At 40.8% G+C, this 12,976-nt stretch carries 12 protein-coding genes and 1 riboswitch; of the genes, 5 read left to right on the top strand and 7 right to left on the bottom strand.

Annotation, left to right across the window (positions count from 1 at the left end):
* The first annotated feature begins 222 nt into the window (after window positions 1–222).
* Window positions 223–1,584, top strand: coding sequence for a uroporphyrinogen decarboxylase family protein (locus OXPF_RS20935; protein WP_054877150.1), 1,362 nt, complete (start codon window positions 223–225; stop codon window positions 1,582–1,584).
* 74 nt (window positions 1,585–1,658) lie between these two features.
* On the opposite strand, the gene OXPF_RS20930 is transcribed toward OXPF_RS20935, so the two are convergent.
* Entirely contained in the window at window positions 1,659–2,663 is a 1,005-nt protein-coding gene (locus OXPF_RS20930) for a DUF3231 family protein (protein ID WP_054877149.1), read from the bottom strand.
* 219 nt (window positions 2,664–2,882) lie between these two features.
* Between OXPF_RS20930 and OXPF_RS20925 the strand changes: the two genes are divergently transcribed.
* The 4 genes from OXPF_RS20925 to OXPF_RS20910 all read left to right on the top strand — a co-directional run bounded on the left by OXPF_RS20925 (window position 2,883) and on the right by OXPF_RS20910 (window position 6,718).
* Entirely contained in the window at window positions 2,883–3,245 is a 363-nt protein-coding gene (locus OXPF_RS20925) for a VOC family protein (protein ID WP_054877148.1), read from the top strand.
* Window positions 3,246–3,371: 126 nt separating this feature from the next.
* A complete protein-coding gene (locus OXPF_RS20920; RefSeq protein WP_054877147.1) occupies window positions 3,372–3,815 on the top strand; it encodes a MarR family winged helix-turn-helix transcriptional regulator in 444 nt (147 codons plus the stop codon).
* 4 nt (window positions 3,816–3,819) lie between these two features.
* The gene (locus OXPF_RS20915; protein ID WP_054877146.1) at window positions 3,820–5,205 is read left to right on the top strand and encodes an MATE family efflux transporter; all 1,386 of its coding nucleotides are present in this window, start codon (window positions 3,820–3,822) and stop codon (window positions 5,203–5,205) included.
* 73 nt (window positions 5,206–5,278) lie between these two features.
* Window positions 5,279–6,718, top strand: a complete 1,440-nt coding sequence (locus tag OXPF_RS20910; RefSeq protein ID WP_054877145.1) for a cobyric acid synthase — start codon at window positions 5,279–5,281, stop codon at window positions 6,716–6,718.
* 53 nt (window positions 6,719–6,771) lie between these two features.
* On the opposite strand, the gene OXPF_RS20905 is transcribed toward OXPF_RS20910, so the two are convergent.
* The 6 genes from OXPF_RS20905 to OXPF_RS20880 all read right to left on the bottom strand — a co-directional run bounded on the left by OXPF_RS20905 (window position 6,772) and on the right by OXPF_RS20880 (window position 12,528).
* Window positions 6,772–7,527: an ABC transporter ATP-binding protein gene (locus OXPF_RS20905; RefSeq protein WP_054877144.1), complete on the bottom strand. Its 756-nt coding sequence runs from the start codon at window positions 7,525–7,527 to the stop codon at window positions 6,772–6,774.
* Window positions 7,528–8,526 (bottom strand): FecCD family ABC transporter permease, encoded by a 999-nt coding sequence (locus OXPF_RS20900; RefSeq protein ID WP_054877143.1) that lies wholly within the window; start codon window positions 8,524–8,526, stop codon window positions 7,528–7,530. It lies immediately after the preceding gene.
* Window positions 8,513–9,478, bottom strand: coding sequence for an ABC transporter substrate-binding protein (locus tag OXPF_RS20895; protein WP_054877142.1), 966 nt, complete (start codon window positions 9,476–9,478; stop codon window positions 8,513–8,515). The genes OXPF_RS20900 and OXPF_RS20895 overlap by 14 nt, the downstream gene beginning before the upstream one ends.
* A gap of 124 nt (window positions 9,479–9,602) precedes the next feature.
* Window positions 9,603–9,799, bottom strand: a riboswitch (cobalamin riboswitch).
* 59 nt (window positions 9,800–9,858) lie between these two features.
* Window positions 9,859–11,013 (bottom strand): double-cubane-cluster-containing anaerobic reductase, encoded by a 1,155-nt coding sequence (locus OXPF_RS20890; RefSeq protein ID WP_054877141.1) that lies wholly within the window; start codon window positions 11,011–11,013, stop codon window positions 9,859–9,861.
* 135 nt (window positions 11,014–11,148) lie between these two features.
* On the bottom strand, window positions 11,149–11,358 hold the full coding sequence (locus OXPF_RS20885; protein WP_054877140.1) for a ferritin family protein: 210 nt from the start codon (window positions 11,356–11,358) through the stop codon (window positions 11,149–11,151).
* Between the two features lie 51 nt (window positions 11,359–11,409).
* On the bottom strand, window positions 11,410–12,528 hold the full coding sequence (locus OXPF_RS20880; RefSeq protein ID WP_054877139.1) for a SpoIIE family protein phosphatase: 1,119 nt from the start codon (window positions 12,526–12,528) through the stop codon (window positions 11,410–11,412).
* Between the last annotated feature and the right edge of the window lie 448 nt (window positions 12,529–12,976).

The raw sequence follows: 12,976 nt of genomic DNA, 5'->3' as shown, positions 1-12,976 counted from the left end.
AAGATAAATCAAGGATAGTGGCAATATTATACATTAATTGTATATTTACTTAATAAAATAAAAAAATACAAAATTTGTACTCATGTTACAATAAAGTTAAACTGAATTTAGTAGAGCATTGCTATCATTGCAGGTGTTATATATGCCTAAGTTGATATATCGGACAAACTCCCTGCATATATAGTAATAAGAACTAATTCAATTTAATAAGGAGGTACATATATGAATGTAAAAGAGTTAAGAGAATACCGTACCAAGCTTATAACGGATGTTTATTCCGGCGTAATTCCGGAAAGATTCCCCGTTATGGACGGTTTAGGCATTGAGTATATGATACAATATGCCGGCAAAGACTTGATGACAACTCAGTATTCATACACAAAGGAACTGTTGACGGAAGTTTTTGAAAAAGCGATGGAATTGCTTCGAGGCGACGTATTTCCCATGGCCTTTGCCAGAAATCCGATAGCAATGATGTTCCAGCAGTCCAGGGTAAACGTAATGGGCTCAAACGGTTTTATTCAGCATCCCGAGACTTCAAATATGGATCCCGAGGATTACGACGAATTTATAAAGAATCCTTATGATTTTATTGTTGAAAAAGTTTCCCTCCGCCAAAATCCAGGCTTCGATACCGATCCTATCACAAGAAGCATTAACTTCGCCAAAACCTTACTTGCCACCATGGACCAGGGCAAAGTATTTTCAGAAGTAAGCGATGCCATGGCTGAAAAATACGGCTTCTTCACAACACCTCCGGGGGTAAACGGAATGCAGGCAGTACCCTTTGACTTCTTGGCGGACTTCCAGCGCGGCTTTACAAAAATTCCTCTCGATATAAAGAGACAGCCGGAAAAGGTTTTGGAAGCATTGGAAGCACTGGTTCCATATTGTATCTGGAGAGGACTTAACCCTGTGACTTCAATTCTCGGAAATAACATGATAATGACTCACATGGCTACATTCTTAAATACAAAAGATTTCGAAAAATTCTATTGGCCCACATTCTTAAAGATTTGTCATATCTGTGCTGAAAGAGGCCAGGCTATGCAGATTTTTGCAGAGCATGACTGGACACGCTTTATTGATCATATGGCTGACCTTCCCCAAGGAACCCGCTTGTGGATGGAATATGGTGATGCTCAGAAATTCAAGGATAAACTGGGCAAGAAAATGATTCTTAGCGGATTCTACCCATTGACATTATTGAAAAACGGAACTAAAGAACAGTGTATCGACAAGGCTAAAGAGCTTATCGATATATTGGCGCCCGGCGGAAATTTCATATGGAGATTTGACAAGAGCACATTGACACTTAATGATATCAATCCCGAAAACTATGTTGCAGTTATGGAATATGTTCTTGAAAATTCTAAGTATGACAATCCCGGTGAGCTTGTTACTACTGCTAAAAAGGAAGATTCCATCGTTAAATATTCACATCTTTATCCTGAATTTAAATCCAAATACATCGTTCCTTTTGATGAATTTAAGAAAGTATATCCTCCTGTCGATGACAGGATTGAGCCCCTCATGCGTGCGGCTTATGACAAATACAACAATATGGTCATTCCCTTCCTATAATATTTATAATTAGAGCGTATCAAAAATACCCTGCCTGAAATTATTCTTGCAGGGTATTTTTGATTTTTAAAGCGTCATACCGTCGATAGCTGGTCATGCCTTATTATCTGGGGAGGCTGTTCCAGCCATCCGTTTTTTATCATTATATCTGTGCCTAAAGCTGAATATTTAATAATCTCTGCTCCGAATTTTGAATGGGTAGTCAGCAAATCCAACCGCATGGATGAGGCAATGGCAGCACCGTCCACACCTACTGCCATGGCACAGATTGAAAGTGCCTGGAACATCATGAGTTTATCTGAAAAAGGAGGGACTGTGGAGCTGGTTATAAAGGAATCGGATATGGAAGGAACAGGTATGTCCTCATCGTTTAGAATCCTTGAAAACTCTTCAAAATGAGCTGATGTGATATCCCTGCCCTTAAACATAAAATCCCTTACTTCCTTTGATTTTGCAACCTGACCAAAGCCGGTGGATATTCCTCGCCATATCAAATCAAATAAAGAACCGGCAAATACATTTGTTGCTTCTCGGGCCAGAAGAGGACGGGGTTTGCCGAAAATTCCGCTTAAAAAGCTGTCCTTTTCTATGTAAGTGATTTTATTTGATACTTCAACTCTGGGAGCCTTCAGATAAAGGCCTTTTGACAAACGAAACATAGTAACTTTTTTTAAAAGCTCCGATGCTTCATGCAAGCATTTAATAAAAAAGTCCATTACGTCAGGCCGTGCTGTGTAGCGTGTAATCAGTGAATATCCGTCCATGCCAAACCCTGCCAAAGTGCCTAAGTAAAAAAGATAAAAGGGCTCCGTAAAAAGGCGGGGAGCTGATTCATTAACATCATCCTCGCCGAAACCATCGGGTATGGCAAGGCCGTCTTGCTCCAAAAACAATTTTATATCTTCAAGATGACGCTCGGATAGCGATAAAGCATCATATAAAATAGTCCTTGTCTCCTCATCGTCCGTATATTTTAAAAAATATTTGAGCATACATATGGCAGCGCTGTCGTTCATATAGGTGTTATATAGGCCTGAGATTTCTGATACAATCAAAGGTATTTTCAAAGAACCATCCATTATTAATCCTCCTTAATTTTGGTACAATCAATAAATTGGCGGCATTCCTTTAGGAGTGCACCTTTCATTATTCAGTGGTTATTTTCCTTAATCCGCTTTAGTTTTAGAATATTTGAATATTAATATTCAGTAAATGCTTTAAAAACAATAAATGGCATACAAAATATGGTACAATATAAATATAAAAATAATTTTAAATAATACAGAAGGGGTGGTATTATGAAATTTTGCTGGTGTACGTTTTCGGTAAAAAATTTGGAAGAATCCATAAAGTTTTACCAGGAAATCGTGGGACTTTCATTGGACAGGAGATTTAAGGCAGGTCCAAATACCGAGATTGCTTTTTTGGGGGATGGAGAGACAAAGGTGGAATTAGTCTGCAGCGAAGAGAAAAAGGAAGTAAATGTAGGAGCGGACATTTCCCTTGGATTTGAAGTCAAGTCCGTGGATGAAATGATGGCTTTTGTAAAGGACAAGGGGATAGATATATTGAGCGGACCTATTTCGCCTAATCCTCACGTAAAGTTTTTCTTCGTAAAAGACCCTAACGGATTGAGGATTCAGTTTGTAGAAAACATGTAGTTACATAACGGCAGAAAAACACCTTTCATATGCTTAATTAAGCATGTGAAAGGTGTTTTTAATTAGTTGACTTATCAAGCATTTTTATGTATAATGGTTGATAAGTCAACCAAGGAGGATAAAAACTTGAAAAAGAGCATTGGACGCTTATTGTCTATTTTGCATCGGCAATCCCAGGTGTACATAAATTATGCTTTGAAGGAGTATGATATTACTTCTGCAGAGTATTCTTTTCTTTTAAGGCTGTATGTACAGGACGGAATAACCCAGGATGAACTGTCATGCTATTTATGCATCGACAAGGCCGCCACAGCCCGGGCTATAAAAAGTTTAGAGTGCAAGGGCTATGTAACAAGAGACAAGATTGATGATGACAAAAGGGTTAACAAGGTTTATCTCTCGGATAAAGCAAAGCAATGCAAGGATGAAGTAATCAAAAAAGTATGGCAGTGGAGCGATATCTTAACTGAAGATATGAATGAAGAAACTGTTGAAGCAGTAATGACCGCACTGGAGAAAATGGTTGATAAAGTAGAACGCAGAAATTTTAAAAAAGAAAAGGGGAAGTAGTCAAATGCAATATGAAAATCCGTTAGGTAAAGAGAAGATTTCAAAGCTTTTATTGCAGTTTTCGGTGCCCGGAATTGTCGGTATGACTGTCAATGCATTATATAATGTCGTTGACAGAATTTTTATCGGCAACAGCAGCAGTTTAGGTTCAAACGGCCTTGCGGGAATAACGATCGGTTTTCCCATTACAATTCTTTTTATGTCCATGGGACTATTGTTTGGTACCGGAGGAGCAACCTTGTTTTCCATAAGCCTGGGAAGAAAAGAGGATGAAAAGGCCGAAGTAGCCCTGGCAAATTCTTTTGTACTCTTATTGGCTTCTGGATTAACATTTCTTATTATAGGTGAGATATTCCTAAAACCCATACTCATATTGTTTGGCGCCAGCGAAGCGGTATTGCCTTATTCCATGGAATATATGAGAATTATATTCTTTGGTACGGTATTTCAGATAGCCAGTTTAGGAATGAATAATTTCATACGTGCCGACGGCAGTCCAAAGATTGCCATGATGACCATGTTTATGGGAGCAGGATTAAATACCATTCTAGACCCATTATTCATTTATGTATTTGATATGGGAATGGCAGGTGCTGCTTTAGCTACCATATTGGCACAGGCAACCTCATTTATATGGGTGGTATCGTATTTTACGGGAAAACGCAGCAAAGTTAAGTTAAAATTAAAACATATGATACCAAGGCTTGATATAGCGTCCCAGATAGTTTCTCTCGGTATTCCTGGTTTTTCCATGCAGATTTCCAACAGCTTTTTAAATATGATTCTTAATAAGAGCCTTTTGGCTTACGGCGGAGATGTGGCCGTGTCGGGTATGGGAATCATAAACAGCCTTCAGACCATACTTGTAATGCCAATCGGCGGTATAAGGCAGGGTGTACAGCCAATTGTGAGCTTTAATTTCGGAGCAAAAAAATACGACAGGGTTAAAACGGCAATAAAAATGGGCATAACTGCGGCATCGTCAATTGTCATCATAAGCTATACCATATCAAGGATATTTCCGGAATTTTTAATATCACTTTTTAACAGGGAACCGGAGTTATTAAAATTCGGAGTTTATGCCCTGGGCGCATGGTTTTTGTGCCTGCCCGTTACCGGTTTTCAAATGATTAGTTCAAGCTATTTCCAGGCTATCGGAAAATCAAAAACAGCCACATTTTTAACTTTGACAAGGCAGGTAATATTCCTTATCCCTGCAATAATAATTTTCTCAAAACTGTGGGGATTAAACGGAATACTTTACGCCGCTCCCTTTGCGGACTTTACGGCTGCTTTAGTTACAGGCGTATGCTTCTATAGAAGCATAAGGAAGCTGGGTACGGAAGATAAAGGTGAAGTCACCGAGGTGTTGATGATGGAAAATGAATAGAAAATTACTTTCAGTATCTTGGGTTTTTAGATATAATTTATTTTAAGATAAATAAACGAAAGGATTTTAAATTATGGCATTATCTATTATGCTTCAAGGTACAGCCTCTAACGTGGGCAAAAGCATGCTTGCCGCCGCATTGTGCCGTATATTCAGACAGGACGGATATAGTGTTGCACCTTTTAAATCATGGAATATGGCTCTAAACTCCTACATCACCCGGGAGGGCCTGGAAATAGGACGGGCTCAGGTAGTGCAGGCGGAATGTGCGGGCATTGAGCCGACGGTAGATATGCAGCCCATTCTTATAAAGCCAATGCGCGGTACAGAGCCCCAGATTATACTCCATGGTGAGGTTTTAAATCTTAAACCCGGAGATAATTGGAAAGAAATTGCAGGAAAAGCAATTAAGGAATCCTGGGACCATCTTTCAGAGCAATATGACGTAATCGTTATAGAAGGTGCGGGAAGCCCCTCTGAGATAAATATAAAAGACGGTGATTTGGCTAATATGTTTGTGGCTAAGCTGACCAATTCACCGGTGCTATTGGTAGGTGACATTGACCCGGGCGGGGTATTTGCTTCAGTTGCAGGCACCAATCTTTTGTTTGACGAAGAAGAACGCAATCACTTCAAAGGGGTACTGATAAATAAGTTTCGGGGTTACAAGTCTCACTTGGAACCCGGCTTAAGAATGTTGGAGGATATAATTCATAAGCCTGTTGTGGGAGTAATTCCATATACTGAGCTTGATATCGATGATGAAGACAGCTTAACGACGCGGTTTACCGCTAAAAATAGCGGAGGAGTGGATATTGCCGTCATACGCTTGCCTCATATATCTAATTTTACCGATTTTAATGCACTGGGCCGTATACCGGGACTTAGTATACGCTATGTAAAAAATCCCGCCGAGCTTGGCAAACCGGATCTTTTAATCCTGCCTGGTACCAAGAATACCATGGGAGACCTTTTATGGCTCCGTGAAATAGGACTGGAGGAGCCGATTGCATCTCTTGCAGAGGAAGGCCGTAACATACTTGGTGTTTGCGGAGGTTATCAGATGTTGGGCGAAAGGCTATCTGATCCTAAAGGAGTGGAAATAGGCGGCGAAATGGAGGGACTGGCTTTGCTTCCTCTTAACACTGTGTTTGAAGGGGCCAAGACTCGCACCCGGGTTAACGGGACCTTCGAAGGTGTATGCTATGATGCCTATGAAATACACATGGGGGTGACCCGTGCATCAAATGGAAATCTTCCTTCAATTATTTATAAAAAGGGTAATATTTCAGGGACCTATCTTCACGGATTATTTGACGGGGATGCGGCAGGTATGCTGAAGCTTTTAAAAGTAAATTTGCCGGAATTAAAAGACCTGCCAAGCTATAACGATTATAAGCAATCCCAGTACGATCTTTTAGCAGATACCTTCCGTGCAAATGCCGATATGAATAAAATATATGAAATAATGAATTCCTTTAAGAGTTCATTCGACATGAAAATTACTTCGTAATTTTCATGAATCATGTAAAAAAGGCGTTGAGTAAAAACTCAACGCTTCTTATATTATTGCCATTGTCCGTACATATCTTTAAACCAGGCATATACATCAAGAGAATAGGCGCTGTGCAAATTTTCTCGGGAAAAAACCTCCGATATTGGCCCTTGAGAAACCGTCTTGCCGCGATGTAAGAGCAGTGCCTGTGTGCCGTAAGCCTTTGCAAGGCTCAAATCATGCACTACCGATATTACCGCACGCTCAGGCTCCTTAAGCCAGTCCCGGATCAGTTCAAAGACTTCCTTTTGATACTGTAAGTCTAAATGGTTTGTAGGTTCATCCAATATCAATATCTTGGGATTCTGGGCAAAGAGCTGTGCTAAAAATGTACGCTGAAGCTCACCGCCGGATAATGTCAGCACAGATTGCTTTAAAAATGGCTCCAGGCCGGTACGACTAATAGCTTCGGCAACAGCATCATCATCAGCTTGCGACTTCCCCGCAAATAACCCCGGAGAATGGGCATACCTTCCTAACCGCACTATTTCCTCCACGGTATATCCGTAACCTACGCTGTGACTTTGTGACAACACACCTACGAGCTTTGCAAGCTCATTGGGCCGGTAGCTCTTGGCATTGCGACCTAATACGCTGATATTACCCGAATATGACGTACCGCCGCTTATGGAGCTCACTACCGTTGACTTACCTGCACCGTTAGGTCCGACAAGCATCAGCCATTGTCCGGCTTTCAGAGAAAAGCTCACCTTATCTGTGACTGTGAGTTCTCCGTATCTGACGGTTAAGTCGCTAACCTTAAGCATCTAACGCCTGCCTCCTTTACTTGATGAGTAGAATATCCAGATAAACAGCAATGCTCCGACGAAACTGGTGATTATACCAATGGGCAATTCCCGAGGATTTAAAAAGGTACGTGCAGCCAGGTCCGAAAGCATAAGGAAAATTGCTCCTCCGAAGGCGCTTGCCGGGAGCAGTCTCTTATGGTTTGGCCCTACAACCATGCGTATCATATGAGGTGTTACCAATCCTACGAAACCGATAGTTCCGCTAATGCTGACACACACGCCGATTAGCGCTGACACACAGATTAAAACCAGAAGCTTGACTTGTCTGACATTCACGCCGATGTTCCTTGCATTGTCCTCTCCAACGGCAAAAGCATTGAGTTCTCGGGTCTGGAGCATCAGTAATCCGCCGAACAGAACCAGGGCACCTAAAAGCATTGCGGCGTTTCCGTAAGTGCATCCCGCAAAGCTCCCCATAGTCCAAAATACTATGGTCTTTACCTTTTCGCCTGCAAAGGTAACTAACAGCGAAGTTATGCTGGATACAAACATATTGAATATCACGCCTAAAAGGATTATGGTATTGGTTGACAGAGAAAAATCCAGCTTATAGGCCAGCGCAAGCACCGTTATAATGGATATAAAAGCAAATAGCATAGCCGTTAAGACCGTTCCGGCAAAAGGAAAGCCGGGGATTGACAGACCTAACGCAATGGCAAGGACGGCGCCTAAGGAGGCACCTCCGCTGACCCCAAGGGTAGTCCCGTCTGCCAGGGGGTTTTTAAGCAAGCCCTGCATTGCCGCACCGCCAACCGACAGTGACGCTCCTGCCAGCGCCACACACAGCACTCGCGGCAAGCGTATGGTCATTATTATTACGCTTTTCATAAACTCCGACAGAGGCACATTCACGCTGCCCAGCGCAACGCACAGTATTGCCACAACGAGAGTTACCGCCCCGAAGATCAGGTACTCAGTAAGCCGGAAACCTTCTGGCTTGGATTTATTGGCCGCCATAGACAAAGTTGTAGAGCATCTCTACTCCGTCGGCAAGGCGGGGGCCGGGACGTGTCAGCTCGTTATTCGGCATATTTATAATTCCGTTATTTGCGACAGCCTTTACGTTATTCCAGCCGGGACGGGATTTGATACTTTCGACAGGTTCAAGACCCTCACCAAAATACATAGTTACTGTCATAATGTAGTCGGGATTGCGTTCCAGTACTTGCTCTTCAGAGATTTCTGCCCAATCGCTGATGTCTCCGAAGGTATTTTTTAAGCCTAATATATTAGCAGCCTCATCCATAAATGTATTGCTTCCAGCAGTCCACAAGCCAAATTCCAGAGGCGAAACCTCAAAGTAAATGCTCTTGCCGGATGCTTTGGCAGAGGCTTTTGCACCAATGTCATCAATCTTTGTTTTCATATTTTCAATTATTTTAGCCGCTTCTTCATTTCTATTGAGTATCTTGCCCATAAGTGCGATACTCTTGTATGTACCAGCAATATCAATTGCATCGGAAGCCACTACGGCAATGCCGGCTTGAGTGAGTTGGTTTATTTGCTCATTTGTTTGAGCCATGGTCCCCATAAAAACTACTTGAGGTTTGAGGGAAATAATCTGTTCAATGTTGGTATCATTGCCCGAGCCGACAGACGCAACTTCAAGTACTTCCGCCGGGTAGTCACAGTATTCGCCACGGCCTACCATAGTATCACCTAAGCCAAGAGCATAGACAATCTCGGCATTGGCAGCAGTGATTGCAACTATCCTTGTAACGGGTTCTTTTATTGTCACTTCACGCCCGGTCATGTCCGTTACAGTGAGCGGATACACAGTTTTGGCTGTAGGTTCAACTGTACCTGTGGGTGTCGGCGACGGAGTGTTTTCAGAATTGGTTGCACAGCCTGCTAACATGGATATGGCAAGAGCTGCAGATAAAGCAATTGACAATATCTGGCGTTTCATAATGAAAAGCCCCTTTCTTGTATATATTTGTATAAAAGAATAACCGCTCCCATCCAGATAGGAGCGGCAAGAAACATTTTCAGACTGGCACAATGCCTATACAGCCGACCATCCCAACCCCAGAGGTAAGCATAATGTCTATACAGGTCTCCCGGCTTGGCTTCATCTTACTGGGGTGCCTTCCCACCCTGCGGCAGTGACTTAATACCCTTTCATCAGCTTCACGGTTACTGGGATAGCCCCGAAATTACATCGGCGTCCCCACAGAGCGGTAGTATAACGCTCCGGCGCATTTTACGCATACAGACGGATTATTCTAGTTGCTGTATAATTTTAACCCGCCAGGACAGCTTTGTCAAGGGGAATGAGTGTTTTGTGCATCAGGCGTCAAGCATTTCAACAAAGGCAGCCAGCCTTGTTTTAAGCTGACCTGTATCATTTTGCGAATAATCGGTTTCAATGCTTATATAAGGCAAATTCTTCTTTTCATTCACAAGTCTTTTAACGCTGTAGGTTTCAATATTATAGGTATGACATGCTTGAAGAATGACGTCTATTACTCCCTGAACCCTGTATTTATCTATAAGCTCTGATAATAATTCAATCCTGTTGTTATTTGGCGACATACAGGAACAGGCTATACTTATATATTTTTCAGCCAGCGCTTCAAAAGGGTCTTTATCTTCATCAACAAGTGTATCTATAGCTTTAACACCGCTGCAGTTTTCAAAACAAACTATCACACCGCCGTTGTCCTCAACAGCCTTTACTATTTTTTCACTGACACCGCCTATGGGGCAGCCGGTAATTAGTATCCTGGGGCTGTCTTGAAGATTTCTCCTTGCGCCTTTATCATAAAGCTCTTTTATTTGCTTTGTCAGGGCAGCAACGGAGTCAACCTGTTCTTCTTTGCTGGTTTTAAAATTTGCACCGTTAAGTACCTGAAACATTTCGTAGCCTGAAATAGGGGGAGGGCAAAACAAAGCCAGCTCGTAAAACTCCTTTAAAGCTTTTCTTTGTTCGTTTCTGTCCTTTATTGCCTTTTTGAGCTTTTCATAGGTTATTTCAACATTGAACTCTTTTTCCACTCGTTCTTTAAGGGAGATTATTTCATCTCTCCAAAGCGCAAGAGATTTACCGTTGCTGCCGGACTGGGGCAATTGCATTATATGCATTGGTTTTATCTCACCGAGGTATTCGTACATTTTCTTTTTTCCGTCACAGGTGGTTTCACCGACTAGCATGTCTGAAAAATAAAAATAAGGGCAGGTATCGGTAATTGCATGTCCATAACTGGATTTTATAAGAGGGCATAAGTTTCTTGGAAGTACTTCTTCAGCCGCAGCTATGGGTTCATTGCTTGTACCGCAAAGGGATATGGGTATAGCGCCTGCTGCCATTATGATTTCCCAGGGGGTAAAAGTACAGTAAGTTCCGACAACTTTCCTGCCTTCTTCCTTTAATTTCATGATTTCAATAAATCCTGCTTTTCTTGCTTCACTGAATGTATCAAATGCTTCAGGCAAATTAATCATCAAATCACTCCAAGCTTTCATTTTAAAAGTAATTATATATGAATGACAGCCTTATTACTAATTGAAAAAACCAATATAACAGCCATAATTAATTTAAAAAAGCAATTCTCTAAATGATTAAGATTTTAGGGTGGTTTATTTTTCTTTGTTTGCTTTCAGCATTTTTGCAAAACCTTCATAACGGGTGCGAAGTATTCTCTCATGCTCTTCTTCGTCTGTTCTCATCTGTTCAAAAAATTTCTTTACCATTGGATCCTCTGCGTGGTCAGCCAGCTTTTGATAATGCTGCTGGGCTTTAATTTCATCTTCGATAGCTTCCAAAATGCCAGTCAGTATTTTTTGCATATAATCTATCCCTTCATAATATAAACTTAAAACTTGTCAGCATGTTCACGCTTATAGCAGTTTTACTGCAACCAAAGTTATATCGTCCCTGGTTTTCTCATAACTTAAAAAGTCAATGAAATCCTCATGAATTTTATTAACCATTTGAGCAGGATTCAGTTGATGAATTTCGGCAACCAGTTTCTTAAGCCTGCCTTCATAAAATTCATTGTGAGACATTTGTTCTGGCAGTCCGTCAGACATAATGAGCAGGGTCATCCCAGGAGAAAAGTGTGCTGTAGAATCCTCATATTTTAACAATTGGGCACCTATGGCTGTTGATATGGGAAGATTCGCATTGCCAAGCTCTGTTATATTTTCTTTATCCTTTATTAATAAAGGACTGATATGAAGGCCGGCATTGCAGTAAGTAAGTTCATTTGTCTTCAAATCAATAACTGCCATAAGCAAGCATACCAGATATTCCTCGGGATAACCTTCCTTTAAATAGTGTTCAATAAAGAAATCCATGATTTCTTTAGGCGATAATAATTGACCGGGTGTATGTTTTAACCTGAAAAAACTTCCTATAGTATCCTTTATAAAAATCGCCAGCATGGCACTATCCAATCCATGTCCCGAGACATCAGCAATAAAGCATACATATTGCTCAAAGAAATCATTGAGCAAACCATTGTCAACTTTAAAAGCATCGAATATATCTCCGCCCAAATCTTCAGCAGGAATGTACAAAGAGGCAAAAGATATGTTTTCATTATCCGGAAGGCTCATAGGCAGGGAGCGCTTGTGTATCTTAATTGCATTTGTTATTTCAACATCCAGCTTCTTCTTAATTCTCTCAAACTCAATATATTTTTCATTTCCATAAATATATATAAGATTATCTTTCTTTACAAACTTAAAATGAAGTTTAAATACACCGTGTTTGCCCTTTAATAGAAATTCATCCCAGGAAGAAGGTATATCTGAAACGCTGCTGATGGCGGATTGTGCTTTATTGATGTGAATGTCTGCTATGTAATCTAAAAATTTTTTTTGTTCCAGTTCTAAAGCATCATAGCCTAAATATGACTGTACGGGCTTATTGGAAAAAACAATCTGGCCATTGCTGTCACATACTAAAATATGATCATCGATCATATCGGCTATTGTTTCATATATTTTCATCATTAAAAGTTCAACTCCAAAGTATTTACCCCCAATTTTACTACATTTTTCACCTTTTAGCTACATTTTTATACGTATTATAATGTAATTTATACGTAAATTTCATGCAGCAGGATTTCAACAAAATCTTGTACTTCCTTAACTTAAATGAAGTTACAGCTTGACAATTTATGGAATGATTCATATAATATAGGAGGCAGAGTAATAGTCTGCCGGATACTTATTCGAAAGGAGTTGTTGTTAATGTCTGTTATAAATGCAAAGGTGGTTTTTGAATAATTGAATATCGGCACAGGCGTTTAAATTGCCGGTGCGCCTTCTTTCGAGCAACCTGAATAGTGTGAAAGCAATGTGCACGCTATGAGCGTGTTTTTTATTTGCTTTTTTTACAATCCCGCAGGCGGTCGTCATCTGCGGGATTTTTGCGCCCTTTTCCAGGAACAATATTATT

This window comes from Oxobacter pfennigii (genome assembly GCF_001317355.1).
Taxonomy (GTDB): Bacteria; Bacillota; Clostridia; order Clostridiales; family Oxobacteraceae; genus Oxobacter; species Oxobacter pfennigii.
Note: the sequence above shows the minus strand (reverse complement) of the source record. Positions and strands in the feature narration are given on the sequence as shown.